The sequence below is a fragment of the Streptococcus sp. KHUD_015 genome (genome assembly GCF_051106265.1).
Taxonomy (GTDB): Bacteria; Bacillota; Bacilli; order Lactobacillales; family Streptococcaceae; genus Streptococcus.
On record NZ_CP193665.1, the window covers coordinates 2,034,485 to 2,061,126 of the forward strand.

Genomic DNA, 26,642 nt, shown 5'->3' on the forward strand with positions numbered 1-26,642 from the left:
GAGTTTATTTTTTACCTGACTTGTCCATATTCCAGAAGTCTGTCACGGCTCCACGAGAAGCAGACGATACAGTATGGGCATATTTACCGAGGACACCACGGCTATAGAGTGGTGGCAAGGTTGTTTCTGCCTTACGTTTTTCAAGTTCTTCATCGGATACGGCCATGGAAATTTCTTTGGTATCTTGGTCAACGGTAACGATATCACCTGTACGAAGGTAGGCGATTGGTCCACCATCCTGAGCTTCAGGAGCGATATGTCCAACAACTAGACCATAAGTACCACCAGAGAATCGTCCGTCTGTCAAGAGGGCAACCTTGTCTCCTTGACCTTTACCAACGATCATTGATGAAAGTGATAGCATCTCAGGCATACCAGGACCACCCTTAGGTCCAACGAAACGAACAACGACAACATCGCCATCAACGATTTCATCTGACAAGACAGCTTGGATAGCATCTTCTTCTGAGTCAAAAACCTTAGCTGGACCAACGTGACGACGAACTTTAACACCTGAAACCTTGGCAACCGCACCGTCAGGAGCAAGGTTACCGTTCAAGATGATCAATGGACCGTCTGCACGTTTAGGATTTTCAAGTGGCATGATGACTTTTTGACCTGGAGTAAGATCGGCAAAATCAGCCAAGTTTTCAGCAACAGTCTTACCAGTACATGTGATACGGTCTCCGTGAAGGAAGCCATTTGCCAACAAGTACTTCATAACAGCAGGGACACCACCAACTTCGTAGAGGTCTTGGAAGACATACTGACCAGATGGTTTCAAGTCAGCCAAGTGAGGCACACGCTCTTGGATCGTATTGAAATCCTCAAGTGACAAGTCAACATTAGCTGCATGGGCAATGGCAAGCAAGTGAAGAGTGGCATTGGTAGAACCACCCAGAGCCATAGTAACTGTAATGGCATCTTCAAAGGCTTCACGAGTCAAGATATCTGAAGGTTTGATTCCAAGTTCAAGCATTTTGACAACGGCACGTCCAGCTGCTTCGATGTCTTCTTTCTTATCAGCAGATTCGGCTGGGTGAGAAGAAGAACCTGGCAAACTCATACCCAAAACTTCGATAGCAGTCGCCATGGTATTAGCCGTGTACATACCACCACAGCCACCAGGTCCAGGGCAGGCATTACATTCCAGACGTTTTACGTCCTCAGCAGTCATATCACCGTGGTTCCACTTACCAATTCCCTCAAATACGGAAACCAAGTCGATGTCTTTGCCATCCAGTTTTCCAGGGGCGATAGTACCACCGTAGGCGAAAATGGCTGGAATATCCATATTGGCAATGGCAATCATAGAACCAGGCATGTTCTTATCACAGCCACCGATAGCGACAAAGGCATCCACGTTATGACCACCCATAGCCGCCTCGATTGAGTCCGCAATGATATCACGAGATGTCAAAGAGAAGCGCATACCAGGAGTTCCCATGGCAATCCCGTCTGCTACAGTAATGGTTCCAAATTGTACAGGCCAAGCACCAGCAGATTTGACACCTTCTTTCGCCAATTTCCCAAAGTCATGCAAGTGGATATTACATGGTGTATTTTCCGCCCAAGTGGAAATAACTCCGACAATCGGTGTTTCAAAGTCCTTATCTGTCATACCAGTCGCACGAAGCATGGCACGGTTTGGTGATTTAACCATGCTGTCATAAATGCTACTGCGGTGACGTTTATCTAATTCAGTCATTTGTTCCCTCCCATTTCAGTTTTTACTATTATAGCACATTTTAAAGGCAATGAACAGAAGAAAATTCTTGAATTTTCAGAAAATTTCGATTAATTTGGTTGATGAGCTTCTAATTTTTTCATCTTTTTTTGTCAAGTAACTTTACTTTACAAAAAAAATGTGTTATCCTAGTATGGTTGATGAAAATCAGTAGATTGAATCGAATATAAATACCTAAAGGAGAAATCAAAATGGCAGTACCTGCACGTCGCACTTCAAAAGCGAAGAAAAACAAACGTCGTACACACTACAAAGTAACAGCTCCATCTGTAAACTTTGACGAAACTACTGGAGATTACTCACGTTCTCACCGTGTATCACTTAAAGGATACTACAAAGGACGTAAAATCGCTAAAGCTGCATCAGCTGAATAATAGAGGGGAGATACCATGCGCGTAAATATTACACTTGAACACAAAGAATCTGGTGAACGCTTGTACCTTACTTCTAAAAACAAACGTAACACTCCAGACCGTCTTCAATTGAAGAAATACTCACCAAAACTTCGCAAACACGTTGTGTTTACAGAAGTTAAGTAAGCATTCAATACGAATCAATACAGAAGAAAAACGCTTGATCAGCGTTTTTTTTGTTAATTTCAGTACATTACAATAAAAATCAACCGAATGACTACATTTTTTGTGAAATAAATTAGAGGCTCTAATATATAGGAAGAAGCCAAAATCCCCTGCAAATTTACATTACAGAGGACTTATGTGTTATTCTTGTACTTCTTTCTGAGCGGCCTTTCCTTGATCTAGAAGAGCTTGGACGATTTTCTCATCGCGCAGCTTGACAGAATCGTTGATCATTTCTGCGGACTTGACGATGGTTGTTTCTAGTTGAGCACGTTTCTGACGACCCAATTCAATAGCTGCGACGATACCTTGGTTTTGAGCGACCAGACTTTCAGCCAGTTTTGTAACAGACTCAACAGCGACTGTCGGGCTTTGAGCAATTCTCTCCATCTGCGGAATCACTTCCTTGCTGGTCTCAGCTAGCATCTGAAGGGCAGCATTATTGGCATTGACAATGGCATCTGCCACGACACCTGATTTCATTGATTGTTGCAAAATACCCAGTTGGGCAATAGAAAGCTTCATTGTTGGAATCGTATTGCGACGAAGCATGCCCAATTTTTGGCGCATATCAGATGATACCTTCACAAGATTGCGCATCTGAGGTGTTGTTGCCCAGGCAACATAGAGACGGCTGACATACTCAGTATGTTGTTGTTCAAGGGTATTGACCACTTCAGCCATGCGGGCCAATTCTTGTGACTTGGTTTGGTATTCTACCGTACTTGTATCGAGTTGGTCAACTTGGGCCTTCAGTTCGGTAGCGCGCTTGCCAGCTTCTGTCTGGCTGGCTTCGATAAAGGAAATCACTCCCACTAGATTTTCAATGGATTTGGTATTGTCCTCAATCAACATCTCAGCAGAGACGATATTTCGAGCTAGCACATCTTCTTGCTTGACCACTGCGGCAGCCATGCCATCCAGCTTTTGCTCCACTGTTTTTGAATCAAAGTAAAATTCCTGTAGGGTATTCTTACTCTTGTTAAACAATCGTTGCAAAAAGTTTGGCTTCTCTTCTAACTCAGCAATTTCAGCGTTCTTGTATTTGACGACAAAGCCTTGCAACTCACGGTTGGTATTCTTGAGTAGATCATCCACTTGGGGAATCTGCAGTTTCTTTTGTTCTGACAAGATACGATTAACTGTATTATTCACACCTTCTACAGCAGATTGGCCAAAATCCAAAAGAGCATTTTGATTTGTGACAAATTGGTCTACTAACTGGGGCACGTGCGCCTTGATTCCTTCTTGCTGCTCAGGGCTCAACTTTTCAAGGAAGGTCAAGGTCTTGTCTGAGCCAGTATTAGTCTCGATGATTTGGGTTGTTTTATCCACCTTAGCTACCGTATTATTGGCAATCTGGTCAATATCAAAATTAAATTCTGTCATGGTTACTCCTTTGTTTCTAACCTATTCTTTACGATCTTTTTCTAGGATACGCAGACTGATATCAAAATCACGCATATCTGTTTCATTGAGTTCTCTCAAGACTTGATCCAGCTCAAGGTCAAATTGTTCGATAGCTGCTTTAGCTTGTTGCAAACGTTCTTCTGCTCGATTATAGTTCTTCGGATTGGCCTTAATCTTTAAATAGCCTTCTAAAATCGTTTGGAATTTCTCCATCTTCAAACTATGAATGGCCGTCAATTCTTCCTTATCCCCCTCGGCAGAGGTAGCAATCTTGTCTAAAATAGCCTGATGATCAATGGCAATATTGGCCAAGGTCTGGGACAATTCTGGAGATAATTCCTCTGGCTCCGCATTTTCAAGATCTACCTGACTTTCTCTATCCAAACGTTCTAGCTGAACATCGATAGTTGCCCTTACTGTACGAACCTTTTTATCAATACGATTATAGACAGCAGCATCGATATAGGACTTGAGACGATCTGACTCCTGATGGATTTCCCGCAGTTCGATCAATACTTGATTGGCCAAACTCTTATAGGAATCTGAACCTTTCTCTACCAAGACTCCCTCTAACTGCTGAATATCTTTGTCCGCCTGGCGAATCCTAGCTTTTAAAAGCTCAATTCGATCATCGAGCGAACGATCCTGCAAAAGAGGATAGCGCCAACGTTTATAGAGGCGATAACCACCATAGCCTAGCAGGACACAAGCCGCAAGCGGAAGAGCATATTGAACCAACAGGCCCAGTAAGAACAAGAAGCCCCAAAAATAGAGACAGCCTTTCCAAAAACCATTACCCGATTTCATAAACATTCCTTATTTTCAATTTATAAGTCTATTTTAGCACAAAAGACAAAAATGAGGGCGGAAATCCCCTAGAAAAGAGTTGATTTCTTTGCTGTAGAATGGAGGCTAGTAGCGAATATGCTAATTTCAGTGAAGCGGACTCAAACCACAAACACACTCTGAGGAAATATCAAAACAAAAGCTTGAAAAATCGAAGGGGGTGTGTTAGAATGGATTTATAGTGATGATAATTGTCTAACAAGGCAACAAAAAGCCCCAACGTTCCCGCGTTGAGGTTTTTTTGGCTTATTGCCCCTTAAAGGTTATTTCTTGCGTGAGTTAAGCCATTTCTCAAACAAGGTTGTCAAAATATTGACTACTAAGGGTGCTAGAAAAATTGTGATGATAATTTCTAACATCGGCAACACCTCCCTTCCTTAAAGTGAGGGGGCCAAAATATTATATCATACCAGATTTATATCATCAACATCGCATCATTCTTGGAATAGATAGACTTAGATACACCAATAACCTTACTAGCAAATCTCTATACAAACCCAGAGATTAACATTTTAAGACAAAGCAAAAAGCCCTAGATTCGTTTCTAAGGGCTGATTGACTTGCAAGGATAGGCAGGACTGTCGGGGCTCCTGCATTTCTCGACCCACTATAAGTGGCGCGTTGGTGACAGATTCTCAACCTCTATCCTTCATATCTTCATTATAGCACTTTTTTCTCAACTTTCAATCCGTGCATTTCAATTTATTACCTATCTTTTCTCCAGTGTCCTTCAACCATATTGCACTTCCACCTCACTTATGATTTCCAGCAAAGTTTTCCCTTTAATCTGTAAAGAAATTAACTCATCAAAAGATGACACTTTAAATTCATTATCTCCAAGTACGACTACAATGTCATAAATAGAATTAGGAAAAATACCACATACTTGACCCTTATAATCAAAAGAAGCGTCCCAACCATTGTCATATAACGCTTGTAAATCATCTAATATTGCCATAATATATCTTGATTCTCCTCTATAAGATATTCCACAACTTATCCAAAACCGTATGAAAATTTATCTGGCAACTCTTTTCCTAACTTAATACTTTTATTCAAAGTATCTTTGACAAACGAAGCAAATTGTCCTAAATCATCTCCAACATAGCTATATTCCAAAGTAGTTTTATCGACAGTTGCAATATCTCTACAACCTCCACTCACAATAGAATACTGCCTCTTAGAGGTTCCATCTTCTATTTTGTACATCGTAATAATTTGTTTATCAATCTTTATCATTTTCTATTTAGTGTAAAATAAGGCACTGGAATTATTCTTGACTCTCAAAAATATAATTGCAACAAGGTATCGAAATCGTCTTCGAAAACATTTTGACTATTCTGTTTTATTTGCTCAATGATTTTATCCTTTTTATATCTGTCCAAAGGGAGTGTTTCAAACGCTTCTTCTTTTACTAAGAATTCACCATTTTCTCCCTGGAATTCTTTTGTAATTTTTCTAATATGACTCTCGAAATCGATAGATTGAAGTTCTTCGTCGTTGATGTTATCTTCAATCGCATCTAGCAACAAACTAATTGAAATTTTAATCATCTTTAGATACCTCTATTTTCTATTAGTCCTATCTCTGAAAAGCCCAATATAAACGGATTGCTTATAATTTTCTGTCTGAGAAAAAATCTCTCCAAAAAGGATTTTCACTATTAAAAATTTCAACCTCTTTTTCAGTCATATTATAAGGATAGTCCTCAAATAAGTTATAAATTTTTTTCCGATCAAAGCTTAATAGATGTTCTCCTATAGAATCTATTTTATCAATCCACCATATTTTTGACTCTTCAGTCTCTTTGTAAAAATCACTGTATCCTTCAAGAAAAGATTCTGCTGTAACGGAGTCACACATCCCATCTAGCAACTCTAAATCATCGCATCCATTCTCATTAAAATCTGTCATTATTCTAATTTTTCCTATCATTTCTTATATGTCTTTTATTAAAAAGACCAGATTCTTACTACAATTTCTAATTGATCCGTTAAGCTTCGCTATCCGATCTCCTAAATACCGCCACTTTATTCATCAAGTCGTCCTCTGTGTAGTCAATTGTAAAAGTATCTAAATTAAAGATAGATTTAGGTGGAGTTGAACAAATCATAGGGACACTATGTACCCTATACTCGTTTTCCCCAATTCTCACAAAATGATTGATTTTCAAATCTGAAAAATCAGGATTCTCAACAGTAATAGAAACAAGACGATGTGCTATTTTATAAACATCAATTATCTTATTTTTCGTGTTTAACTTATCCATAATTATTATTTCAATACTTGCATTCTAGGGAATCAAAACAAATTTTAGATTTAATACTATAAAATAAATATAAAATAGATTGGGGAATTCTTTCTTAAACAATAAAGAAGGTTTATCTTGGTCTGGATAAACTTGGTCAACCCACTCATCAATTTGATTATAAAAAATCAATAACTCTTTGCTTGGGTGGTATCATCATATCTAAAACGAAACCTCCTTTACTTTAACTTCATTATAAACTTTCCTAGCCTAATATTCAATCAACAAGATACCATTACAATAGCTTTTTAGCTTCTTTTCTACTTCGTCAGTGGTCAAGCTGCTACTCCTTTATGATATAATTAGTTCAAAGAGAAGTGAGGTAGAAATGATAGTGTCGCTACGCAACTTCATAGTATGAGATGACGGGACAGGCACACCGTCCACTACTCTCGAGCGCTTAGATTATTCTAAGTGCTTTTTTACATTTTCTCGGTGTTCGCTCTTGGTTCAAGTCCATTCTCCATACTATTTGGTAAGGAATTAAAAGACATTTTTATCTCTCCTATCTCCTTGTCATTATGCAAGCAATTAAGGTAAGTTATTGCTTTGCTTATCTGCTTATCATTTTGTAAACATCAAATTTAAAATGATAGACTTTTAAACTTCTCTTATTTCCTCAATACCCAAACAATAAAACACTATCAACTCGTTTAAACACACGTTTCAAACATGCTGGTGTACCTAATATTGGATTCCATGGTTTTAGACACACACACGCTAGTCTCTTGCTAAACTCTGGAATACCATATAAAGAATTACAACACCGTCTAGGTCATTCTACATTAGCTATGACTATGGACACTTACAGTCATCTCTCCAAAGAAAAAGCAAAAACAGCCGCCTCATTTTATGAGAAAGCTGTTAGTTCGTTATAAGTGATGACAAAAATGATGACAAACCCAGAGATCAACATTTTAAGACAAAACAAAAAGCCCACTGTTGTAGGCTTTCTGTAAGATATTTCTTAAAATTAAAACATTTTGTTGTAGAATAGATTTAGTATAAATTACACTTTGTTATGCTTTATAAATGTTGATTCTGTAGCATTTTTAGAATTTACATATTAAATAAAATAGATTAAACTTTACTCCAAGGTGGACAAAAAGGAGTACAAATTTCATGGTGATGAGTTCAGTAGGCAAGAACTAGCACGTATTAATCGTGCTTTTTATCTTCCCTCTATAATCTTTTTATCACCTTACTTTTTCCTACTCTTAGGAAATTTCTTTGAGATAATTTCGGCACATTTATCCATCTCTTCAATATCTTGTTCGGAAAGGTTCGATTCCGGTTCCAAGGGATCTATTATCTCTATTTTTAACTTAGCACCCTCTTTCTGATTAACAAAGTCAATAGTTCTTGAACAAATTTGACAAGGATATTTTGTAACTAAGAGTTCTATTTTCTCGTCAGCTACAAATTTTGGTGAAAACATCTTTGCAATTAACTTTCGTTCGCAACAAGTAAACATCCTGTTTAAATTCTCTTTTGAATCTGCATATTGAGAGTAGTTGATATATAAGTCAGGATTTACATAATACCTGGTATCAGGGGAAATTGAAACATACTCTACATCCCCCCCCTAATAATTTTGCTAAAACATTTACAACTTTTTGTAAATTACTGCTATCTGCTCCATTTACTTTTATATTCTCATCTCTAACACCATTTAAGGTCATATAAATGATATTGTCTTTTATTACCGAAGCATAGCATTTAATTCTGTCTTCCTTAGATTTATTTATTTTTAAATCATTGATTGCCTTAGAGTATCGTTCTGCCATTTCATATATATCTAACCCTCTCCCTATTCTGTCTAACTCTGCTGTATTTAAACAGAATACAACAGATTCACATTTTTGTTGATATTCATCTAAAATATTCAATATTTTTCCACTTGTTTTGGTTAAATCTTCCCAGCTATCGCACGAGAAGAGTATTGAATTTTGGAGTTCCAAATCTTCAAAAAGAGCTGCATATATATAATTTAAAGAGTATAGCCTTAACATCAATTTTTGATTTTCTGTTAATTGATCTATAACATAACTTTCTCTTTTCTTTGTTTCCTTATATAACTCAATATGGAGGTCGTCAACTAATAAATCTATTTGTCGCTGATTCATCACGGAGAACAGAACTTGCCATCTATATCTCCAAAAGAAAAAAACTCCTCACTGATATTCTTAAATATTTTCTTTAATTTGTCATCTAAAATCTCAACATTTTCTAATATATTGCATAATTCGTTCTGATAAAACAATTTCAGCCTTAAAATTCCACCATAACGATCAGTAACTTTCCTAATTATTTCATTATCAATGCTTTCTTCCGAGTATCCACCAACATTCTTATGTAATACTTCTACTGTATAAAAGTCGACTATTATATTTATGAAATCAATTTCTTCATCAAGAATTAGCCCCTTATCTACCTCCACAACTCTACTTTCTTTATCTTGACCTAGAAAAAGCCATGGAGAATTAAGTTTTTCTTTTAATTCCAAAATTGATTTGTTTTCTTTTCTGTCCATACTAGCCTCAATGTATTAAAGTGTCTTTTAATATTATTTTATCAAAATTATTACCATTGTCTATACTCTTTCTCCAACTTATGCATATCTACTGAATGAAGCACTAAATCCCGATACTTCCAAGTTGATAGCAGGTAATCTAGTAACTCTTTATCTTCTACCTTGAAATCTAATATGAGCAATAACTTTACCTTGTATTTGTTCTCTAGAATAGATTTAGTATAAATTACACTTTGGTATGCTTTATAAATGTTGATTCTGTAGTATTTTTAGAATTTACATATTAAATAAAATAGATTAAACTTTACTCCAAGGTGGACAAAAAGGAGTACAAATTTCATGGTGATGAGTTCAGTAGGCAAGTAAGAAGTACCGTTTAGGTGCTTTTTATTTTACCCTATTCATCTTATAGGTTAAGGGTATATATTTACATTTACTTTAGTTAAAAATTATAACAAAGAATTAACTAATGTATATGTACCTGTGGTATAATTAGGGTAGTGTTTAACAATATTTTAAACATAAATATAAAACAGGAGGCTTTTTATGAATAAAAAGAAAATATTGGGAGTTAGAGTACAAAATAAATAATGTTAGTAAAACTACAAAGTACTAAGAAGGTATTTCAAGTTCTTTTAGTAATTCTATTTATCTCTTTGCTGTCAGGATGTAGAAGTTCTCTAAACCGTATTGAAATTGGAGATGAAATATATTTCTGGACTGTAGAACAGAATTTAGATACTGAAGAATTTGAATCTGTTAAGGTTACAGGGATAGTCTCACAGGTAGTTGAATATGAAGATTATTATATAGTGAGACTACAGGGAGATATAAGACCTTACCAGATAGATAAAGACAAATTTCACTGATAAAAGGTAAAGTATGAATAAAGGAAAAATTTTAAAGATAACTGAGAACACAGTGTACATAGGTTATGAAGATGGAAGTTTAAAGGAAATTTCTATTGAATCTTGTGACTTTGAACCTGCAATAGGTGATTATGTCGAAGTTTATGGTGATATTGCTATAAAGGTTGAAGGCAGTAATGAAAGTACCCCAGTTAAAAAATCAGAGGCTAAAGAAATATCATTAGTTAGCAAGATAAACCTGATTTTATTTGTAGTTTTGGCTATGATAATCCTAAGTGCTGCTTTTTATATGGGAGAAAGCATGTTGAAAGCTACAGCAATATTGTTTTTTGTAGTTTCGGTATTGATGATAGTATTAAATCTTATATTTATTATTATTTCATCTATTAAGAAGAGTGAAGTTAATAAAGAAAGTTCTATAAAATATTTTATTGTAGGTATTTTAACTGTTATTTTATCCATTGCTTTTGCTCAGTATGTAAATAATACCCCTTCAAATTCAAAGAAGACTACATCACAGAGCACTTCTAAGTCCTCTACGTCGTCATCTAAGAATAGTTCTAGCTCTTCATCGTCTTCAAAGGCAAGTAGCTCTACTACACCTTCATCATCTAAAGAGAGTAGCCCTAGTTCATCTTCCTCAGTACCATCAAAACCTAAGATTACTGTAGACAATGATAAAGCAAATTATGGTGAAGTGGATTATAATAGTTGGAATCATGATGAAGTAGCCGTAAATACTAAAGTAAGAGTATATGGGAAAGTTTTACAAGCTATGGAAGATAGGAAAGCCTATACTCTTCGTGTAGCTATAAATGATGACTATGATAAAATTATCTTAGTTTCTATTCCTTCGGAGTACAATAATAGAGTTATAGCTGAAGATGACCATATAACATTGTACGGACTAGCACAAGGAAGACAAAGTTATGAAACGGTCTTTAAAGCTACAAAAACACTGCCTTATATGGTGGCTTACATGTATGACAATTAGGAGAGGTTATGAATACTTATAAAGTTATTAAAATCGAAGAAACTCTAATCTATTTAGGTAAAGATGATGGAACTTTGCTAAAAGTTGAACAGACTTCTTTTAATTTTGTACCACAACTAGGGGATATAGTAGAGGTATATAAATCTGAAGGAACCTATATCATAACTAAAAAGTCTAGTGAAGTTCTCACAGAACAGAAAAAAGAAGAAAAAGGATATTGGACAGTAAAAAGAATTAAGTCTGTTGCATGGTGTGGGGTTATTGCCATTTGATATGGCACCCTGTTTTTGCTGTAATCCCTTCAGTAATGTATCGCCTTCTAAAAGAAAAAGGAGAGAAAGATAGTGCTACTTTGATATTAGGAGCAACAATATTTGCTCTACTCCTATCAATAATCGTTAGAGTACTTCTAACGCTCTGATAAGAGGTAACACGTTTTTTAAGAAAATAGATGAGCGCTGGATATTCAAATTCGGTGCTTTCTTTTTTCTTTTTGTTTTTTAATCGACCTCTTCAATTAAGAAAAATAATTCTCATTCCTTATCTGAATAATGTAACCTCTAATCCTCACATTATACAAAAAGTACAGATAATTTCTAATCGCCCGACCTACAGTTTACTATTAAAAATCACTTCGAGAGAGACTATAACAATTTTAAGCATGATGAAATAGTAATAGATACTAAAGCAACTATATATGGTTGGATAGATTTAGTATAAATTACACTTTAGTACTTTTTATCACTAACTATCTTGGCTTAATTCAAGTATTTCCAGCACCTTATGAACAATCATCTTATGCTGTGGATGTTTCTGAATCTTCAATAATAGTTCCATCATCTCTGTATCTTGTGCCACAGAATAAGGTAAGAAAAAATCACTCAATGGAACTTCCAAAGCATCAACAATCTTCACAAAAGTTTCCAAAGAGATATTTCTGTGACTATTCTCTATTTGACTGATATAAGGAACACTTAGATTTGTTCTTTCTGCTAATTCTTGCTGTGTAATCTTCTTTGAAACTCGTAAATCTCGTATCTGATTACTTATAGTTTCTAATATATCATCCATTCCTTCACCCTCTATGTTAAATCTACTATCTATCTTATAGATTAAACAATCAGGTTTACATTCTCTATAGTTTAATATTAAATAAAAATATATTCTATTGTTAAAGTTTGTGTGATATAATTATAGCTATTAGGAAATATTTCTTCTATTTTATTAAATAAAGTTAAACATCGGAGGTTACATATGCTTAACAAGCTAAAGGAATTGAGTAAAGAACAAAAGATTATAGGTAGTATTGTACTACTGCTTATCCTCGTTCTGTTCTTCACACTATTAACTAGCGGTAGCACTAAACACTCACAAGTTCAAACTAAGGCTAGTGATTCTGTCAAACAGTCTTCACAAGTTAAACAGTCTAGTTCATCTTCCTCTACTTCATCATCCAGTAGTGAAACTAGCTCTAAAATAGAGAAATGGTCTCCAACTGGGCATATAGCCGTAGATGCTTATCTTAATACACCACAAATTAAAATCATACTGCGAGCCAAAGCACTGAGAGAGGTAGCACACAAACTCTCTAACACAGATAAACTCTACGAAGTTGAAGCTGAGGTAATTGGAATTGAAGAAAAAGATGAATACCGTGAGTACAACATAACAGGTAAGAAACTTCTTATCCGTACACCTGAATCACTAACTGTGAAAATGAATGAACTTATGGTCTATACAGGAAATACAGTATCTTTAGAAAAATATGATTCAATCGATAAAGGCTCGTTAGTAATCAGTGAAGTGAGAAAAACAGAAAAAGCACAAGAAGAGGAAAAAGCAAGTATTAAAGCCTCCAAATCAAAAGAGGAAGAAAGGAAAGCATCTTCACGAGCAAAAGAACAAGAACAAGCTTCATCTCACACTACAACTACTCCTACACAATCGTCTACACCTGCTCCACAATCAAATTTAAGACCGTTCAAAAACTGTAAGGAAGCACGAAAAGCAGGACGTGTAAACATACCTGCTAGTGACCCACAATATGGTCCATGGTTAGATAGAGACAAAGACGGATACGGATGTGATGAATAGTAAAAAAGTTCTTATTCTACTGTCACTACTACTTATTATAATCGTCACATTCACAGCATACTTAACTACTCTACCACAAACAGAATACCAGATAGCTATAAAGAGACTCCAAAAGATAAGTTTAGAGGCTGTGGAACAGAAAATACAACATAAAGAAAGCTTTTACCTATACACAGGGAGAGAGAGTTGTCCATACTGCCAAGAATTTGCTCCAAAGCTAGCAAAAGCAGTAGATAAAACTGAGACAACTGTGTATTACTTAGATAGTGAGCATATAGATAAGACAAGTTGGAATAACTTTAAAACAACTGTAGGATTCAAAACAATCCCCAATCTCACTTACTTCACAAATGGTACAGTATATGACATATTACCGAAAGCAAGTCAAGCTAATGTTGAAGTGATTACACAGTTTATTGAAGAGAAATAAAAAAACAAGTACAAACAGCTAATAACTTGAATGTTATAAGATAAAATTCAGGGAGACCAACAATGATTAAAGGAAAAATTATTAAAATAACTGAAGCTACAGTTTATATAGGTTATGAAGATGGAAGTTTAAAGGAAATTCCTATTGAATCTTGTGACTTTGAACCTAGTATAGGGGATTATGTCGAGGTTTATGGTGATATTGTTATAAAGATTGATAGTAAAAATAAAATTAGCAAAGTGAAAAAAAGTATTTCTAAAAGACTATCATTAGTCGCACATATAAATCTAGTTTTAGTAATAATTATAGCTATTATCACTGTAATTTGTTCAATATATCTAGGTTATCAGGAAACCATAGCCCTAGTTGTACTTGAGTCAACTATAATGTGCTTATTAAATCTTGCATTTCTAATAATTTCATCTATTAAAAAAAGTAAAGTAAATAAGGACATTTCTTTCAAATGTTTTATTATCGCTCTTGTATGTGTGATTTTGTCATTTATGGCATTTGGTTTTGTAGAAAAGTTTACAGAAAAGACACCAACGACAGTTTCAAGAAATACTACATCACAAAATAGTTCTAACTCCTCATCCTCTTTAAAGGCAAGTAGCTCTACTACACCTTCATCATCTAGAGAGAGTAGCTCTAGTTCATCATCCTCAGTACCATCAAAACCTAAGATTACTGTAGATAATGATAAAGCAAATTATGGTGAAGTAGACTATAACAAGTGGAATCATGATGAAATAGCCGTAGATACTAAAGTAAGAGTATATGGTAAAGTTTTACAAGCTATGGAAGATGGGAAAGCCTATACACTGCGTGTAGCCATAAATGATGACTATGATAAAATTATTTTGGTTTCTATTCCTTCTGAATACAACAATAGAGTTATAGCCGAAGATGACCATATAACATTGTACGGACTAGTAAAAGGAAGACAAAGTTATGAAACGATCTTTAAATCCACAAAAACACTTCCTCTCATGGTTGCCTATATGTACGAGAACTAATACTACATGAAAAATAAAAAACATAACCAAATTATTCAGGTTTCAGAAACACATATTATCATTCGATTCCACACAAACGAGACTCTAAATGTTCCTATCAATGAGTTAACTTTTCACCCTAAAGTAAATGATATTGTTGAAGTTTACCAAAATCAGAATCACGTAGTAGTTTGTCCTCTACCACAGAACAACAAGCTTTGGATTCTTATATCCTCAATTACACTTCTACTTCTTACCATTATAGGATCTACTTTTTTATTCTTTAGACATCCAGATAGGAATATAGAAACCGTAGATAGTCACTCTTCACAACAAATCTCATCTACTACTTCTAGTTCCTCTGCATCATCCAGCTCTTCTTCCAGCACATCTACTACAAGCTCTAGCTCAAATGAAGATACTATCATAGATACGACAGCCGAAGAACTTCGAGATATGGAGAATGATGGTAGATTAAAGACTGGTCAACTATACCGCTTCACAGCAGAACTAACACGTCAAAAGTTTTGGGAAGCATACGTAGGACACTTTAAAGCTCTAAATACATACCATACTATTTGGGTAAAAGCTAGTAATGCTCCTATGACTGGTGTACAAGTACAAATTAAGAAATCTATGATTGAGGGATGGCAAGAAGGAGCGACCGTTACTTTCACAGTCAAAATCATGGAAGACTCTGAAAAGTTTCAATTCTGGGTTGCTACTGATGCCACACTTATCACGACTCCCACAGAAGAAAAGCACACAGAAAATACAACACAAGAAATTGATACACAGGCAATACTAAAAGGCAACTTCTCTAGTATAGCTGGTACTTGGAGAAATGAAAAAGGAAATTGGGTTACATTTGATAATAACGGTTTAACAAGTGGAACAAAAATTGAAGGAATTTATCTTTCAAATGAAAACACCTTACACCTATCTTTACGTGGAGAGGGTGCTGGAGCTTCAATGGGAATTTATCCCCCTGGAACAAGTATACCTATGAAACGATTTGAAAATAATCAAATGGTATCAATCGAAGACCCAACTGATAAAAGTAAAACTAGAATTATTATTACTCAAACACATCCATCTGATGAAAAAGCTGTCTACTACAAAATAGACTAAAACAACATTCTCTATACTTATAGAGTTTTCCTAGTTACCTGAAAATCCCTGCAATTACTCATTGCAGGGATTTTGTATATCCTTTATATCACATGAACCTCCTTCAGACAATTCCACATTACTAACATATTTTTGATATAGAGAGTTAAAAAGTTTATAACTGAACAAACCCAGAAATCAACGTTTTAAGACAAAGCAAAAAGCCCACTGTTGTAGGCTTTCTGTAAGATATTTCTTAAAATTAAAGCATTTTGTTGTAGAATTCAACGACAAGTGCTTCGTTGATTTCTGGGTTGATTTCGTCGCGTTCTGGCAAGCGAGTCAATGAACCTTCCAATTTTTCAGCGTCGAATGATACGAATGCTGGACGTCCAAGAGTAGCTTCTACTGCTTCAAGGATTGCTGGAACTTTCAATGATTTCTCACGAACTGAGATCACTTGACCTGGAGTTACGCGGTATGATGGGATATCAACGCGTTTTCCGTCAACAAGGATGTGACCGTGGTTTACGAATTGACGAGCTTGACGACGAGTAGTCGCAAGACCAAGACGGTAAACAACGTTATCCAAACGACGTTCCAAAAGAAGCATGAAGTTGAAACCTAGGATTCCGCCTTTGATTTTTGTAGCTTGTACGAACAAGTTACGGAATTGTTTTTCACCTACACCGTAAGTGAAACGAAGTTTTTGTTTTTCAGCCAATTGCAAACCGTATTCTGACAATTTAGAACGGTTGTTTGGTCCGTGTTGTCCTGGTACGTAGTTACGACGTGCCAATTCTTTACCTGTACCTGTAAGTGAAAGGCCAAGGCGACGAGCTTGTTTCCAAGATGGTCCTGTATAACGTGACATATGAATGTCCTCCTGATATAAATAATATTTCGGTGGAAATAGTCACTTAGAAAGCCCTGATTCGTGCAGATGCCCTTCGCCTAAACAGCCAAGGTTACTTATCATAAGACACCTGTTGACGAGCTTCATGCTTTCCTGCTGATATTTCGCACAAAATCCATTCTACCATGAATAGCTGGATTTGTAAAGAGGTTTTAAGCTTTATTTTCATTGCCAGAGAGGTTGAGAACGAGGGTAAAGGTGCTTCCGAGACCGTACTGGCTGGTAACTGTAATTTCTCCACCCAATTGATGGGCCAGTTCACGCGCAATCGCAAGCCCTAAGCCATGACCACCTGTTTTCATATTACGCGAAGTTTCGACACGATAAAGGCGCTTGAAAATATTCTCCAAATCCTCTGGGGCAATGCCCTGCCCTTCATCCGTTACACTGATTGAAAGCTGGTTCTTCTCCAGCTTAGCCACCACTTCCAGCTTGGTTCCTGGAGCTGAGTATTTAAAAGCGTTATTGACCAGATTCACCAAGATACGAGAAAGTTTGGCATAATCTCCTTCAACCCGGGCAGACTCTGGAATTACCTGCAAGTGGACATCTCGCTCCTCCTGCTCAATCAAGAACTGAAATTCACTCATGCACTCAATCAAGAGCTGATCCAAAAAAATGCTGTCCTTGCTGGCAGTTTCCACCTGATTTCTAGCTGTGTTTAAAGTCAAAAAATTCAACTCTTCAACCAGTTTATTGAGCCTTTCCGTTTGACGCCCAATGGTTGCTAGATAATGATCCTGTTCTCCTTCCTTGATAACCCCATCCAAAATCCCTTCTACTGTCGCTTGAATCGAAGTAATGGGAGTCTTGATATCATGCGATAGCTGGGCAATCATCAAGCCCTTTTCTCGTTCGCTTTCTTCCAAGGAATCAAAGGTCGCCTGCAAATCATGGGACATTTCATTGAAAGCTTGGCCTAATTGCTGAAATTCTACAGGTCCTTGAACCTCCAGATTTGAAGGAAAATCCTTGTCCGCTACTCGCTTAGCATGCTCCTTGAGTTTGCCCAACGACGTAAATACCGGCGACAGGAGAAAGAGACTAATCCCAGCACCGACAAGACTGGCAACGATGGTCATCCCAAGCAAAAAGTAAATCTCGCTTTTCGCAATCAGCATTTTTTGAACAGCCCAAAAAACCACGATAATCGTTAGGAGTGTTGAAATGATATACCCCACTAAAATATAACTTTTTAATTTCATTAACTACCTCGTGCTTTCTCAATTTTGTAGCCCAAGCCCCAGACGGTTTTGATGGTGGGTGTTTCTGAACTAGCATGTTTAGCCAACTCCTGTCGAAGAGCATGAATATGAACATTCAAGGTATTGGTATCATCTACATAGTCTTCCTGCCAGACCTTTTCATAGAGGTCTGTCTTAGAAAAAACGCGCTCTGGATTGCTGGCTAGAAGCCATAGAAGTTCGAAGGATTTGACTGTCAAATCAAGCGCCACATCTCCGACTTGGACCTCATGACTACCGTGATTCATCCGTAAATCCCCGAGACTGACGACTTCTGTCTCACCTCCACGATGAAGGCGACGCAAGATATTGTGGACACGCAAAACCAGTTCACGAGGGCTAAAGGGCTTGGCAATAAAGTCATCTGCCCCTAAGCTCAGGCCATAAATCTTGTCCTGCTCGCTAGTCTTAGCCGTGATAAAGAGAAAAGGCTGATCCGGAGATTGATACTGGACTTCGCTAATCAAATCATAACCATCCATCCGAGGCATCATGATATCTGTAATAATCAAATCAATTGGTTTTCGCTTGAAGATTTCTAAGGCCTCTACTCCATCATGGGCAACCAAAACCTGATATCCCGCCTGAACCAGATAACGTTGATGAATATCTGTGATTTCTACCTCGTCGTCAACGAGTAAAATTGTCTTTCCCATCTGTCTCTCCTTTGAAAAAAACAGTGCTATACCACAATAGTATAACACTATTTTTATCTCTTTACGAACATTCTAAACGATATCTGGATTTTTCAAATCCTAGATAGAAAGTCTGTAGCTAGACTAGTCATTTTCCTCTTTTTTAGCTTTCAAACCGAGTCCACCTAGAAGTCCGGCCAAAGCTAATCCAAAGAATCCAATAGTAGCCATTGATGTTTGGGCTTCACCAGTATATGGAAGCATGTCTTTTTGGTTTTTCATTTGAGCAGCCATCATCGGACTTGATACCTTGTTATTAGATACCATCTTGCCTTCATCAGACATTTTGCTTGAGGTTGCTGGAGCTTGATCTTGTTTCATGCTTGGTGTTGCCATAGGCTGGCTAGCATTCATGGTTTTTTCCTGCTCTTTGTTAGGCATCATCTTATCCTGACTAGCAGCTAGCATTTTAGATTTCATCTCATCTTGCTTGGCACTAGGCATTTGAGCTTTCATATTAGATGCATCTTGATGACCATTCATCATTGGAGCCGGCATAGCTGAACCATTAGAAGATGGGACGAAGCCTGATTGCATCTGAGTAAGAGACTGATATCCATTCAAGTTTACTGTCAAATCCTTAGTCGCTACAAAATTGCTCAAGTCTGCCTTGCCGTCTTTTGCGCCGTACACTTTGATGGTTGCTTTATAGCTTTGAGTGCCGTTTTGTTTCAAGAGGTCAAGAAGGTCTTTATCAGATTTACCTTGGGTGCCTGCCAAATCTACTTCATAGAAATAGAGACCTTTGCCCAATTTTTCTACTGGTGGAAGAGCGGGGTTTTTAGCTGAACCGTTGTCTGACCATGGAGCCTTGTCTGAGGCTTTCAAGATAAGACGAGTCAACATACCATCACCTGCGAAGAATTCGTATGGAATGACTTGGTTGACACCGGCTGTGAATGGACCTGGGAAGTTGGCTTTATCCAAGTAAGTGGCTGGAACGTCTACTGTGTCTTTGGTGTTGTCAGCCACGCCTTTTTGGACTTCAGCTGGAGTGGTCAAGCCATTCAAATTGACATTCAAATCTTTTGTCGCTATGAGGTTGCTCAAATCGGCCTTGCCGTCTTTAGCACCGTACACCTTAATTGTTGCTTTATAACTTTGCGTACCGTTTTGTTTCAAGAGGTCTAGAAGCTCTTTATCAGATTTACCTTGAGTACCTGCCAAGTCTACTTCATAGAAGTAAAGGCCTTTGCCTAATTTTTCTACTGGTGGGAGAGCAGGATTTTTAGCTGAACCATTGTCTGACCATGGAGCCTTGTCTGAGGCTTTCAAGATAAGGCGGGTCAACATACCATCACCAGCGAAAAATTCGTATGGAATAACTTGGTTGACACCGGCTGTAAATGGGCCTGGGAAGTTGGCTTTATCCAAGTAAGTAGCTGGAACGTCTACTGTGTCTTTAGTATTGTCAGCAACACCTTTTTGCACTTCAGCTGGGGTTGTCAAGCCATTCAAGTTGACATTCAAATCCTTAGTCGCTACGAGGTTAGTCAAATCGGCCTTGCCGTCTTTGGCACCGTACACCTTGATAGTGGCTTTATAGCTTTGAGTGCCGTTTTGTTTCAAGAGGTCAAGTAGCTCTTTGTCTGATTTGCCTTGAGTGCCTGCCAAATCTACTTCGTAGAAGTAAAGACCTTTGCCTAATTTTTCTACTGGTGGAAGAGCTGGATTTTTGGCTGAACCATTATCTGACCATGGGGCCTTGTCTGAAGCTTTCAAGATAAGGCGAGTCAACATACCGTCACCAGCGAAGAACTCGTACGGGATGACTTGGTTGACACCAGCTGTGAATGGGCCTGGGAAGTTAGCCTTGTCCAAGTATGTAGCTGGAACATCAACTGTGTCTTTAGTATTGTCGGCCACACCTTTTTGCACTTCAGCTGGGGTGGTTGCTGGTTGCGCTTCATTTGCTTTACGGTCTTGTCCAGAAACTGTAGGCGCAGGATTTGTCACAGGTTTAAGTGCATCTTCTGTTTCTTTCTTAGATTCTGGTTTTGACTGCACTTCTTCTTTTGGCGCTACCACTTGGTCTTTATCAGCTACATTCACTTTTTCTGGAGAGCTTGTAGTATCCAGGCTCGCTTTAGGTGTTGAATCTGCCTGTTCTGAAGGAAGAGCTGTATCGACTGCTTCTTTGAGAACTTCTACTGGTAAGTCGCCCTTTTCACTCACCGAATCTGCGTCTGGCACTACTTGAGCAGGGGTTGGATTGACCACATCGGCACGTGCAGAACTTGGTTGACCAACTAGGACAAAGAAGCCACTAGCCACAACAACTGAGGCAACACCGACACTAAGACGGCGAATAGACCAACGAGTATATCTTTGATTTGGATTGAATTTCATAGGATTCTCCTTAGAGTTTTTCTTTATTTGATGACTCTAGTATAATCTCCTAAAATTAAAAAGGATTAAGAAAAAGTTAAAATTTTTCTTAAATCCCTCTTATAAAATACTTATATTAATTTTTTACGAATTTAATTCTACTAAGTCATCTAGATACTGGTTGTTAATGACCGCCAAGATATAGGCATCTGCCTTCAAGAGGTCATTAGGTCCAAACTGGACATCCAGCGGTGAATTTTCCTGTTCACGAAATCCTAGGACATTGAGGTTATATTTGCCACGTAAATCTAGCTGGCTCAGGCTTTGACCTGCCCAAACACTCGGAATCTTCATCTCCACGATAGACACATTTTTATCCAGCTGAAAGACATCAACATTGTTATGAAAGAGAATGGTCTGCGCTAGGGACTGCCCCATTTCATACTCAGGCGAGATCACCGAGTCGGCACCGATTTTTTCCAGTACCTTCTTGGCTGTCTGGCTTTTGACCTTGACAATAACCCTTGGTACCCCTAAACTCTTACAATGCATAACTGCAAGCACACTCGACTCTAGATTTTCCCCTGTTGCCACTACAACCGTATCACAGGTATCAATTCCTGCAGTTCTGAGGAGTTCCTCATCTGTGATATCACCAACTACTCCACGCGCCAAAACTGGCTCAAATTGATTGATGTGCTCTGCATGGTCATCAATAGCAATGATATTCATATCTTGCTTGGCTAGGGCCGTCAGGACACTACTCCCGAAAATCCCCAAGCCTAAAATTCCAATTGTACGATCTGACATCGTTCTTCCTTTCTTATCCAATACTAATATCTGCTTTCATATACTGAATCAAATCTTTCTTATCAGGCTGGTAATCCGCTAGACTAACCAGCAAGGTCAAGGGACCGATACGGCCGATAAACATGAGCACCATGACAATGCTAAGAGCTAGCTTGCCTAATTCTGGTGTCAGATTTGCCGTTACCCCAACTGTCGCAAGAGCTGAAATGGTCTCAAACATGAGGTAAATAAATCGCGGTGTTCCTTCTGCTGTAATTCCCAACAACATCAAGCCCAACAAGAAGGTCATCAAAAAAATAATAAAGACACTAAAGGATTTTTGGACTGTTCGAGCCTCAATGGTTCTCTGCGCAACATTGGCATGAGGCAAGCCCAGCAATTCACTACGCGCAAAGACCAATAAGACAAAGAAAGTCGTAATCTTGAGCCCACCAGCCGTCCCGCCAGGCGCCCCACCCAGAAACATCTGTAGGATATAGATAAACAAGGTCACAGGCCGAGCTTGGGTGTAGTCAATAGAGGCAAAGCCAGCCGTTCTCATGCTAACGGTTTGAAAAAAGCTAACCAGCACTTTCTCTGGAACACTGAGATTGCCAATGGTTCCTGGATTGTGCCACTCGGTAAAGAGTGTGGATACCGTCCCAAACAGCAAGATCCCAGCAGTCAAGAAGAGGACTAGTTTGGTGTGGAAACGCAGACGGCGTTTTTTCTTCTTGTCAAACTGGGTTGCCAAGTCAAACCAAACCATAAAGCCAAGACCACCTGTGATAATCAAGCCAGCAATGACCAGATTGACCAAGGGATCTGTCTGAAAAGCCACTAAACTGCTACTGCCGAAATTATCAAAGCCAGCATTACAAAAGGCTGAAATGGCTAAGAAGATAGAGGTGAAAATGCCCCGTCCCCAGCCAAACTCAGGAATAAAACGGAAACTTAGCAGAAAGGCACCCAAGCCCTCCACCAGAAAAGTCGTCAAAAAGATAGATCGTATAAAAGCCCTCAACGACCGAGTCTCCCCGTAACTGAAGCTCTCCTGAATGGTTTCACGACTGCGAAGACTGAGCTTTTGCTTTCCCTGAATATAAAAGACCCCGATAAAGGTCATGAGCCCCAGACCACCAATCTGTATCAAGAGCATACAAATGAGCTGACCCCAAATATTGTAGGTGTCAGCAACAGGCTGGGTAAAAAGACCTGTCACACAGACCATGGACACCGTCGTAAAAAGATGGTCAAAATAAGTGGCCTGCGAACCACTCGCCTGGACAAAAGGCAAACTCAAAAGAAGGGAGCCTATCAAAATAACTCCAGCGAAACTCAGAAAAATCCGACGAGCTGGCGAAAGTCCACCCAAGGCTCTTTCAATTTTTTTCACAAATAATTTGAATAACATACATCCATTGTACCATAAAAAGTAGGAGAGTAGCTATATCTGAAAGGCTATCTCAAGGCAGAGTTCCAAGGCCTTCTCGAAAGCTTCTGAACCCCAGTCACGACTGTCGTACTGGTCCAAATCAGCTAAGGAATCAGCTGTAAACAACAACTCTCCCCAGAGAACCCCACGCAATTGCGCTACTGCCGCAAGTGCAGAACACTCCATCTCCACAACAGCACAGCCCTCTTCCTTACGATAAGCCACCTTTTCAGCCGTTTCTCGGTAAAAACCATCTGTCGTCCAGGTCATGACTTCTTCATAGGGAATCCCTCTGGCCTCCAAAACTCGCTCAATAGCAGCAATAGCCTCTGCCTGAATTTCCATATAACGAGAAGGCGCCACATAGTGATAACTAGCTCCTTCATCTCGCAGAGCGCGAACAGGGACTAGAAAGGCATTTTCCTCTATATCAGCTAAGACTCCACAGGTACCAGTAGAGATAATCTGCTCCACACCATAGCCAATCAACCAATCCATAAACTGGGCTGCTGGGGCTGAACCGACAGGAGCCTGAGCCAGACAGATCTCCTCGCCCTTGTAGTTCACGACATAGACTGGATAGATCTTGGTAGCAGAAACGAATTCGCCGACACAGTTCGCCCCTACTTCCCTCGCATAGCGGTCAATCTCCTCACCTAAAAAAGCATAGACACACTTCTTTGGTAATTGTAAATCCATCCCCTCGTGATTGGGCATAATCACCGCCCGAGGATTGTCATCAAACTCTAAAATAGGAATCGCATGTTTCTGAATCATAACTCACCTCCTCTAATTTTGTACTATTGTATCAAAAGATGACACAGTGTCAAGGAGGAAGCTGAGGAACCGAGGAGAAAAACAATACAATCGCCACCAAGTCAAAACAACTTGCTTGACAAAAGCTTGACTTCATGGTTTAATATACCCCATAAGGGTATATTTGGAGATGCCTATGTTTCACTTATTTACAAAAATTGACAGTATTTCTACCAGCGAGTTAGAAGCTAAACTCAAGGAACCAATTCAGCTACTGGATGTTCGGACGCCGATGGAATTTCGTAGAGGTCATATCAAAAATGCCAAAAATGTTCCTCTGACCGAAATTGGTTCCTACACACCAACAACAAAAGAAACACTTTATGTCATTTGTCATTCTGGTGTGCGTAGTAAGATGGCCGCTAAAAAGCTAAAGAAAAAAGGCTATGATGTCATCAATGTCCGAGGCGGTATGAGTGCTTGGACAGGAAAAGTCATCTAGAAGCATAAAGGAGAAAATCAATGAAAATTATCATTGTCGGGGGAGTTGCAGGCGGAATGTCAGCAGCAACCCGTCTCAGACGTCTCATGGAAGACGCTGAAATCACTATTTTTGAGAAAGGTCCCTTTGTTTCCTTTGCAAACTGCGGGCTTCCTTACTATGTTTCAGGAGAAATTGCAAACCGTGATAGTTTATTGGTCCAAACTCCTGAAAGTCTCAAGGCACGCTTTAATCTGGACGTGCGACCATTTCACGAGGTCATCAGTATTTCCCCAGCAGAACACACTGTGACGGTGCGACACGATGGACAGGAATTCATAGAAAGCTACGACAAGCTGATCCTCTCCCCAGGAGCTAAACCATTTGTTCCTACCATTGAAGGCTTGGCAGAAGCTAAGAATGCCTACACGCTCCGCAACGTTCCCGATCTCGATGAAATTATGGCAGCCTTGGACAATCATCCAAAAGAAGCTGTCGTTATCGGTGCAGGCTTTATCGGACTTGAAATGGCTGAAAACCTAGCGAAACGTGGATTGCAAGTTACTATCGTGGAGAAAGCACCCCATGTCTTGCCGCCATTAGATCAGGAAATGGCAGCCTTTGTCCAAGCAGAATTGGTCAAAAATAGCGTTCGCGTCATCACTTCTCAGTCTGCGGTTCGATTTGAAGACCAAGGAAATATCATCGTTCTAGAAAATGGTCAAAAGATTGCTTCTGACCTCACCATTCTTTCTGTCGGTGTTGAACCTGAAAACGGACTGGCCAAAGTTGGGGGGATTGAACTGGGACTTCGTGGTGGAATCCTGGTCGATGAACATTATGAAACCAGTCAAAAAGATATTTTTGCAGTTGGGGATGCCATCGTCGTCAAGCAAGAGATTACAGGCCAAGATGCTCTCATCTCTCTCGCTTCTCCTGCCAATCGTCAGGGACGCCAAGTGGCAGACGTCATCGCAGGACTCGGTCGTACAAACAAGGGCAGTATCGGCACTGCTATCGTTCGTGCCTTTGATATGACAGCTGCTTCGACTGGTCTCAGCGAGCGTATCCTTAGCATGAATCAACTTCCTTACAAGGCCCTTCATGTCAGTGGGAAAGACCACGCTGGTTATTATCCAGGCGCTACTGATATGATCTTGAAGCTTCTCTTTGACCCAACCACTGGAAAAATCTACGGTGCCCAAGGAGTCGGGAAGAAAGGCGTTGACAAGCGAATCGATATCCTGGCAACTGCTATCAAGGGAAATCTCACCGTCTTTGACTTACCAGAATTGGAGTTCACCTATGCGCCACCATTTGGCTCGGCCAAGGATCCCGTCAATATGCTGGGCTACGCAGCCTTGAACCTTATCGAAGGTCTCAGCGACAATATTCAATGGTACCAGCTAGAAGATGAACTAGCTAAGGGAAAGAAATTCCTAGATGTACGGACAAGTTGCGAATTCCAAAGTGGTCGACTCAAAGTCGATACCATCCACATCCCCCTAAACGAACTACGGGAGCGCTTGGACGAACTGGACAAGAACCAAGCCTATATCGTTAGCTGCCACAGTGGTTTGCGCAGCTATATCGCAGAGCGTATCCTCAAACAAGCAGGATTTACCGTCCAAAACCTTGACGGCGCTTATTCACTATACAAAATGGCTAAGCCAGAAGGAGTAGAATATGGAAACTAATATCAGCATGGCTGACTTTTATGAAAAATATCAAAATGAAAATCTAGAACTTATCGATGTCCGTGAAGTACATGAATTCCAAGCAGGACATGCACCAGGTGCCAAAAATCTTCCGTTAAGTACCTTGGAACAAGGATACAAAGAACTCAAACCTGACCATGAATACCATGTCATCTGTCAAGGTGGAGTGCGTTCTGCCTCTGCCTGCCAATTTCTCAGCTCCCAAGGCCTCACCGTTACCAATGTAGAAGGTGGCATGAATGCTTGGCCCGATCAAGTAGAATAATCAAGAGGAGCTGGGCAAAAACTCAATTTCAGGAGAAAGTGAAGTAAATCTCCCTACAATAAAATGCATACTATCAAGGCTTTTCAACACCTGATAGTATG

At 38.9% G+C, this 26,642-nt stretch carries 32 protein-coding genes and 1 pseudogene; 13 read left to right on the top strand and 20 right to left on the bottom strand.

The window, feature by feature from the left end:
* Positions 1-4: 4 nt before the first annotated feature.
* The gene (ilvD, locus tag ACORHU_RS09705) at positions 5-1,708 is read right to left on the bottom strand and encodes a dihydroxy-acid dehydratase (protein WP_434364461.1); all 1,704 of its coding nucleotides are present in this window, start codon (positions 1,706-1,708) and stop codon (positions 5-7) included.
* A 230-nt stretch (positions 1,709-1,938) separates the two neighbouring features.
* On the opposite strand from ilvD, the gene rpmF reads away from it, so the two are divergent.
* Positions 1,939-2,121: a 50S ribosomal protein L32 gene (gene rpmF, locus ACORHU_RS09710; RefSeq protein WP_000290417.1), complete on the top strand. Its 183-nt coding sequence runs from the start codon at positions 1,939-1,941 to the stop codon at positions 2,119-2,121.
* A gap of 15 nt (positions 2,122-2,136) precedes the next feature.
* The gene (gene rpmG, locus ACORHU_RS09715; RefSeq protein WP_001265622.1) at positions 2,137-2,286 is read left to right on the top strand and encodes a 50S ribosomal protein L33; all 150 of its coding nucleotides are present in this window, start codon (positions 2,137-2,139) and stop codon (positions 2,284-2,286) included.
* A gap of 180 nt (positions 2,287-2,466) precedes the next feature.
* Here the strand turns inward: rpmG and ACORHU_RS09720 are convergent, their stop codons facing one another.
* From ACORHU_RS09720 to ACORHU_RS09750, 7 genes are all read right to left on the bottom strand, one after another.
* Positions 2,467-3,714, bottom strand: coding sequence for a toxic anion resistance protein (locus ACORHU_RS09720; RefSeq protein ID WP_049533725.1), 1,248 nt, complete (start codon positions 3,712-3,714; stop codon positions 2,467-2,469).
* Positions 3,715-3,735: 21 nt separating this feature from the next.
* Positions 3,736-4,542, bottom strand: coding sequence for a hypothetical protein (locus tag ACORHU_RS09725; RefSeq protein WP_434364462.1), 807 nt, complete (start codon positions 4,540-4,542; stop codon positions 3,736-3,738).
* 769 nt (positions 4,543-5,311) lie between these two features.
* Entirely contained in the window at positions 5,312-5,539 is a 228-nt protein-coding gene (locus tag ACORHU_RS09730) for a 16S rRNA processing protein RimM (RefSeq protein ID WP_434364463.1), read from the bottom strand.
* A 38-nt stretch (positions 5,540-5,577) separates the two neighbouring features.
* The gene (locus tag ACORHU_RS09735) at positions 5,578-5,820 is read right to left on the bottom strand and encodes a hypothetical protein (RefSeq protein ID WP_434364464.1); all 243 of its coding nucleotides are present in this window, start codon (positions 5,818-5,820) and stop codon (positions 5,578-5,580) included.
* Positions 5,821-5,864: 44 nt separating this feature from the next.
* Positions 5,865-6,134, bottom strand: coding sequence for a hypothetical protein (locus tag ACORHU_RS09740; protein ID WP_434364465.1), 270 nt, complete (start codon positions 6,132-6,134; stop codon positions 5,865-5,867).
* Positions 6,135-6,195: 61 nt separating this feature from the next.
* Positions 6,196-6,495, bottom strand: coding sequence for a DUF7675 family protein (locus ACORHU_RS09745; protein ID WP_434364466.1), 300 nt, complete (start codon positions 6,493-6,495; stop codon positions 6,196-6,198).
* 79 nt (positions 6,496-6,574) lie between these two features.
* Positions 6,575-6,850 (bottom strand): hypothetical protein, encoded by a 276-nt coding sequence (locus ACORHU_RS09750; protein ID WP_434364467.1) that lies wholly within the window; start codon positions 6,848-6,850, stop codon positions 6,575-6,577.
* Between the two features lie 659 nt (positions 6,851-7,509).
* On the opposite strand from ACORHU_RS09750, the pseudogene ACORHU_RS09755 reads away from it, so the two are divergent.
* Positions 7,510-7,767: pseudogene (locus ACORHU_RS09755) on the top strand (tyrosine-type recombinase/integrase); the annotation flags it as partial.
* 323 nt (positions 7,768-8,090) lie between these two features.
* On the opposite strand, the gene ACORHU_RS09760 reads toward ACORHU_RS09755, so the two are convergent.
* From ACORHU_RS09760 to ACORHU_RS09775, 4 genes are all read right to left on the bottom strand, one after another.
* Complete coding sequence (locus ACORHU_RS09760; protein ID WP_434364468.1) at positions 8,091-8,327, bottom strand: hypothetical protein; 237 nt, start codon at positions 8,325-8,327, stop codon at positions 8,091-8,093.
* Between the two features lie 112 nt (positions 8,328-8,439).
* The gene (locus tag ACORHU_RS09765) at positions 8,440-9,015 is read right to left on the bottom strand and encodes a hypothetical protein (RefSeq protein ID WP_434364469.1); all 576 of its coding nucleotides are present in this window, start codon (positions 9,013-9,015) and stop codon (positions 8,440-8,442) included.
* A complete protein-coding gene (locus tag ACORHU_RS09770) occupies positions 9,015-9,422 on the bottom strand; it encodes a hypothetical protein (RefSeq protein ID WP_434364470.1) in 408 nt (135 codons plus the stop codon). Before ACORHU_RS09770 ends, ACORHU_RS09765 begins: the two co-directional genes overlap by 1 nt.
* 50 nt (positions 9,423-9,472) lie before the next feature.
* Entirely contained in the window at positions 9,473-9,604 is a 132-nt protein-coding gene (locus tag ACORHU_RS09775; protein ID WP_434364471.1) for a DUF7720 family protein, read from the bottom strand.
* 408 nt (positions 9,605-10,012) lie between these two features.
* Between ACORHU_RS09775 and ACORHU_RS09780 the strand changes: the two genes are divergently transcribed.
* From ACORHU_RS09780 to ACORHU_RS09790, 3 genes are read left to right on the top strand one after another with little or no spacing between them, the layout of a single operon-like run.
* Positions 10,013-10,291 carry a hypothetical protein gene (locus ACORHU_RS09780; RefSeq protein ID WP_261016081.1) on the top strand — a complete coding sequence of 93 codons (279 nt, stop codon included), beginning with the start codon at positions 10,013-10,015 and terminating at the stop codon, positions 10,289-10,291.
* Positions 10,292-10,304: 13 nt separating this feature from the next.
* A complete protein-coding gene (locus tag ACORHU_RS09785; protein ID WP_434364472.1) occupies positions 10,305-11,285 on the top strand; it encodes a hypothetical protein in 981 nt (326 codons plus the stop codon).
* Between the two features lie 8 nt (positions 11,286-11,293).
* The gene (locus ACORHU_RS09790) at positions 11,294-11,557 is read left to right on the top strand and encodes a hypothetical protein (protein ID WP_434364473.1); all 264 of its coding nucleotides are present in this window, start codon (positions 11,294-11,296) and stop codon (positions 11,555-11,557) included.
* Between the two features lie 472 nt (positions 11,558-12,029).
* On the opposite strand, the gene ACORHU_RS09795 is transcribed toward ACORHU_RS09790, so the two are convergent.
* Positions 12,030-12,356, bottom strand: a complete 327-nt coding sequence (locus tag ACORHU_RS09795) for a helix-turn-helix domain-containing protein (protein WP_136937402.1) — start codon at positions 12,354-12,356, stop codon at positions 12,030-12,032.
* Between the two features lie 183 nt (positions 12,357-12,539).
* Between ACORHU_RS09795 and ACORHU_RS09800 the strand changes: the two genes are divergently transcribed.
* The 4 genes from ACORHU_RS09800 (at position 12,540) to ACORHU_RS09815 (ending at position 15,935) form a co-directional block, all read left to right on the top strand.
* Positions 12,540-13,379 carry an excalibur calcium-binding domain-containing protein gene (locus tag ACORHU_RS09800; RefSeq protein ID WP_434364474.1) on the top strand — a complete coding sequence of 280 codons (840 nt, stop codon included), beginning with the start codon at positions 12,540-12,542 and terminating at the stop codon, positions 13,377-13,379.
* A complete protein-coding gene (locus tag ACORHU_RS09805) occupies positions 13,372-13,809 on the top strand; it encodes a thioredoxin domain-containing protein (protein WP_136937404.1) in 438 nt (145 codons plus the stop codon). The genes ACORHU_RS09800 and ACORHU_RS09805 overlap by 8 nt, the downstream gene beginning before the upstream one ends.
* Positions 13,810-13,871: 62 nt before the next feature.
* Positions 13,872-14,825, top strand: a complete 954-nt coding sequence (locus ACORHU_RS09810; protein WP_434364475.1) for a hypothetical protein — start codon at positions 13,872-13,874, stop codon at positions 14,823-14,825.
* 6 nt (positions 14,826-14,831) lie between these two features.
* Entirely contained in the window at positions 14,832-15,935 is a 1,104-nt protein-coding gene (locus ACORHU_RS09815; protein WP_434364476.1) for a DUF6287 domain-containing protein, read from the top strand.
* A 241-nt stretch (positions 15,936-16,176) separates the two neighbouring features.
* Here ACORHU_RS09815 and rpsD read toward each other — a convergent pair whose 3' ends face one another.
* The 7 genes from rpsD to ACORHU_RS09850 form a co-directional block, all read right to left on the bottom strand.
* Positions 16,177-16,788: a 30S ribosomal protein S4 gene (rpsD, locus tag ACORHU_RS09820; RefSeq protein WP_000092756.1), complete on the bottom strand. Its 612-nt coding sequence runs from the start codon at positions 16,786-16,788 to the stop codon at positions 16,177-16,179.
* A gap of 194 nt (positions 16,789-16,982) precedes the next feature.
* Complete coding sequence (locus tag ACORHU_RS09825; protein WP_434364477.1) at positions 16,983-18,035, bottom strand: HAMP domain-containing sensor histidine kinase; 1,053 nt, start codon at positions 18,033-18,035, stop codon at positions 16,983-16,985.
* Entirely contained in the window at positions 18,035-18,730 is a 696-nt protein-coding gene (locus ACORHU_RS09830) for a response regulator transcription factor (protein ID WP_000520651.1), read from the bottom strand. The genes ACORHU_RS09825 and ACORHU_RS09830 overlap by 1 nt, the downstream gene beginning before the upstream one ends.
* Before the next feature lie 123 nt (positions 18,731-18,853).
* The gene (locus ACORHU_RS09835) at positions 18,854-21,118 is read right to left on the bottom strand and encodes an SSURE domain-containing protein (RefSeq protein WP_434364478.1); all 2,265 of its coding nucleotides are present in this window, start codon (positions 21,116-21,118) and stop codon (positions 18,854-18,856) included.
* A gap of 123 nt (positions 21,119-21,241) precedes the next feature.
* Entirely contained in the window at positions 21,242-21,907 is a 666-nt protein-coding gene (locus ACORHU_RS09840) for a potassium channel family protein (protein WP_434364479.1), read from the bottom strand.
* 13 nt (positions 21,908-21,920) lie between these two features.
* The gene (locus ACORHU_RS09845) at positions 21,921-23,300 is read right to left on the bottom strand and encodes a TrkH family potassium uptake protein (protein ID WP_434364480.1); all 1,380 of its coding nucleotides are present in this window, start codon (positions 23,298-23,300) and stop codon (positions 21,921-21,923) included.
* A 33-nt stretch (positions 23,301-23,333) separates the two neighbouring features.
* Positions 23,334-24,098, bottom strand: coding sequence for a nucleoside phosphorylase (locus ACORHU_RS09850; RefSeq protein WP_061759702.1), 765 nt, complete (start codon positions 24,096-24,098; stop codon positions 23,334-23,336).
* Positions 24,099-24,273: 175 nt separating this feature from the next.
* On the opposite strand from ACORHU_RS09850, the gene ACORHU_RS09855 reads away from it, so the two are divergent.
* Genes ACORHU_RS09855 through ACORHU_RS09865 form a run of 3 tightly spaced genes read left to right on the top strand, consistent with a single transcriptional unit; the run spans position 24,274 to position 26,541 of the window.
* Positions 24,274-24,579, top strand: coding sequence for a rhodanese-like domain-containing protein (locus tag ACORHU_RS09855; protein WP_000468856.1), 306 nt, complete (start codon positions 24,274-24,276; stop codon positions 24,577-24,579).
* Positions 24,580-24,599: 20 nt separating this feature from the next.
* Positions 24,600-26,255, top strand: coding sequence for an FAD-dependent oxidoreductase (locus ACORHU_RS09860; protein WP_261055547.1), 1,656 nt, complete (start codon positions 24,600-24,602; stop codon positions 26,253-26,255).
* Positions 26,245-26,541: a rhodanese-like domain-containing protein gene (locus tag ACORHU_RS09865; protein ID WP_261055548.1), complete on the top strand. Its 297-nt coding sequence runs from the start codon at positions 26,245-26,247 to the stop codon at positions 26,539-26,541. Before ACORHU_RS09860 ends, ACORHU_RS09865 begins: the two co-directional genes overlap by 11 nt.
* The last annotated feature ends 101 nt before the right edge of the window (positions 26,542-26,642 follow it).

What these genes read in the sequence shown, in the direction of transcription:
- ACORHU_RS09790 (WP_434364473.1), top strand. Translation starts at nt 11,294, where the DNA reads ATGAATACTTATAAAGTTATTAAAATCGAAGAAACTCTAATCTATTTA.
- rpsD (WP_000092756.1), bottom strand. Translation starts at nt 16,788, where the DNA reads ATGTCACGTTATACAGGACCATCTTGGAAACAAGCTCGTCGCCTTGGC.
- ACORHU_RS09765 (WP_434364469.1), bottom strand. Translation starts at nt 9,015, where the DNA reads ATGAATCAGCGACAAATAGATTTATTAGTTGACGACCTCCATATTGAG.
- ACORHU_RS09855 (WP_000468856.1), top strand. Translation starts at nt 24,274, where the DNA reads ATGTTTCACTTATTTACAAAAATTGACAGTATTTCTACCAGCGAGTTA.
- ACORHU_RS09780 (WP_261016081.1), top strand. Translation starts at nt 10,013, where the DNA reads ATGTTAGTAAAACTACAAAGTACTAAGAAGGTATTTCAAGTTCTTTTA.
- ACORHU_RS09730 (WP_434364463.1), bottom strand. Translation starts at nt 5,539, where the DNA reads ATGGCAATATTAGATGATTTACAAGCGTTATATGACAATGGTTGGGAC.
- ACORHU_RS09770 (WP_434364470.1), bottom strand. Translation starts at nt 9,422, where the DNA reads ATGGACAGAAAAGAAAACAAATCAATTTTGGAATTAAAAGAAAAACTT.
- ilvD (WP_434364461.1), bottom strand. Translation starts at nt 1,708, where the DNA reads ATGACTGAATTAGATAAACGTCACCGCAGTAGCATTTATGACAGCATG.
- ACORHU_RS09750 (WP_434364467.1), bottom strand. Translation starts at nt 6,850, where the DNA reads ATGGATAAGTTAAACACGAAAAATAAGATAATTGATGTTTATAAAATA.
- ACORHU_RS09800 (WP_434364474.1), top strand. Translation starts at nt 12,540, where the DNA reads ATGCTTAACAAGCTAAAGGAATTGAGTAAAGAACAAAAGATTATAGGT.
- ACORHU_RS09835 (WP_434364478.1), bottom strand. Translation starts at nt 21,118, where the DNA reads ATGAAATTCAATCCAAATCAAAGATATACTCGTTGGTCTATTCGCCGT.
- ACORHU_RS09740 (WP_434364465.1), bottom strand. Translation starts at nt 6,134, where the DNA reads ATGATTAAAATTTCAATTAGTTTGTTGCTAGATGCGATTGAAGATAAC.
- ACORHU_RS09805 (WP_136937404.1), top strand. Translation starts at nt 13,372, where the DNA reads ATGAATAGTAAAAAAGTTCTTATTCTACTGTCACTACTACTTATTATA.
- ACORHU_RS09810 (WP_434364475.1), top strand. Translation starts at nt 13,872, where the DNA reads ATGATTAAAGGAAAAATTATTAAAATAACTGAAGCTACAGTTTATATA.
- ACORHU_RS09865 (WP_261055548.1), top strand. Translation starts at nt 26,245, where the DNA reads ATGGAAACTAATATCAGCATGGCTGACTTTTATGAAAAATATCAAAAT.
- ACORHU_RS09795 (WP_136937402.1), bottom strand. Translation starts at nt 12,356, where the DNA reads ATGGATGATATATTAGAAACTATAAGTAATCAGATACGAGATTTACGA.
- ACORHU_RS09825 (WP_434364477.1), bottom strand. Translation starts at nt 18,035, where the DNA reads ATGAAATTAAAAAGTTATATTTTAGTGGGGTATATCATTTCAACACTC.
- ACORHU_RS09850 (WP_061759702.1), bottom strand. Translation starts at nt 24,098, where the DNA reads ATGATTCAGAAACATGCGATTCCTATTTTAGAGTTTGATGACAATCCT.
- ACORHU_RS09845 (WP_434364480.1), bottom strand. Translation starts at nt 23,300, where the DNA reads ATGTTATTCAAATTATTTGTGAAAAAAATTGAAAGAGCCTTGGGTGGA.
- ACORHU_RS09840 (WP_434364479.1), bottom strand. Translation starts at nt 21,907, where the DNA reads ATGTCAGATCGTACAATTGGAATTTTAGGCTTGGGGATTTTCGGGAGT.
- ACORHU_RS09760 (WP_434364468.1), bottom strand. Translation starts at nt 8,327, where the DNA reads ATGTTTTCACCAAAATTTGTAGCTGACGAGAAAATAGAACTCTTAGTT.
- ACORHU_RS09745 (WP_434364466.1), bottom strand. Translation starts at nt 6,495, where the DNA reads ATGACAGATTTTAATGAGAATGGATGCGATGATTTAGAGTTGCTAGAT.
- ACORHU_RS09815 (WP_434364476.1), top strand. Translation starts at nt 14,832, where the DNA reads ATGAAAAATAAAAAACATAACCAAATTATTCAGGTTTCAGAAACACAT.
- ACORHU_RS09830 (WP_000520651.1), bottom strand. Translation starts at nt 18,730, where the DNA reads ATGGGAAAGACAATTTTACTCGTTGACGACGAGGTAGAAATCACAGAT.
- rpmF (WP_000290417.1), top strand. Translation starts at nt 1,939, where the DNA reads ATGGCAGTACCTGCACGTCGCACTTCAAAAGCGAAGAAAAACAAACGT.
- rpmG (WP_001265622.1), top strand. Translation starts at nt 2,137, where the DNA reads ATGCGCGTAAATATTACACTTGAACACAAAGAATCTGGTGAACGCTTG.
- ACORHU_RS09735 (WP_434364464.1), bottom strand. Translation starts at nt 5,820, where the DNA reads ATGATAAAGATTGATAAACAAATTATTACGATGTACAAAATAGAAGAT.
- ACORHU_RS09720 (WP_049533725.1), bottom strand. Translation starts at nt 3,714, where the DNA reads ATGACAGAATTTAATTTTGATATTGACCAGATTGCCAATAATACGGTA.
- ACORHU_RS09785 (WP_434364472.1), top strand. Translation starts at nt 10,305, where the DNA reads ATGAATAAAGGAAAAATTTTAAAGATAACTGAGAACACAGTGTACATA.
- ACORHU_RS09725 (WP_434364462.1), bottom strand. Translation starts at nt 4,542, where the DNA reads ATGAAATCGGGTAATGGTTTTTGGAAAGGCTGTCTCTATTTTTGGGGC.
- ACORHU_RS09860 (WP_261055547.1), top strand. Translation starts at nt 24,600, where the DNA reads ATGAAAATTATCATTGTCGGGGGAGTTGCAGGCGGAATGTCAGCAGCA.